A 408-nucleotide genomic window follows, 5' to 3' on the forward strand; every position below is an offset into this window, starting at 1 on the left:
CCGTAGGGGAACCTGCGGTTGGATCACCTCCTTACCTAACGATACGCATTGCGCAGTGTCCACACAGATTGTCTGATGAATGTAAACGAGCAAGAGCACCTGTTGATGTTGTGAGTTTCGACTCATGCTGATACGAAACGGTTAGATTTCGGTTTAATCGGAACTTCGTGTCCCCATCGTCTAGAGGCCTAGGACACTGCCCTTTCACGGCTGTAACAGGGGTTCGAATCCCCTTGGGGACGCCACTCCGATAATGTGTGAAAGACATTATCACCGGTTCTTAATGAACCACAAAGTATCTTAAAGATGACTTTAACAAGTCGTGTTTAAGATATTGCTCTTTAACAATCTGGAACAAGCTGAAAATTGAAACAATACAGCTGAAACTTATCTCTCCGTAGATGTACT

At 44.6% G+C, this 408-nt stretch carries 1 tRNA gene; it reads left to right on the top strand.

Annotation, left to right across the window (positions count from 1 at the left end):
* Positions 1 to 169 precede the first annotated feature (169 nt).
* Positions 170 to 245, top strand: a tRNA-Glu gene (locus FTA96_RS11675).
* Positions 246 to 408 lie beyond the last annotated feature (163 nt).

This window comes from Yersinia alsatica, assembly GCF_902170305.1.
Lineage (GTDB): Bacteria > Pseudomonadota > Gammaproteobacteria > Enterobacterales > Enterobacteriaceae > Yersinia > Yersinia alsatica.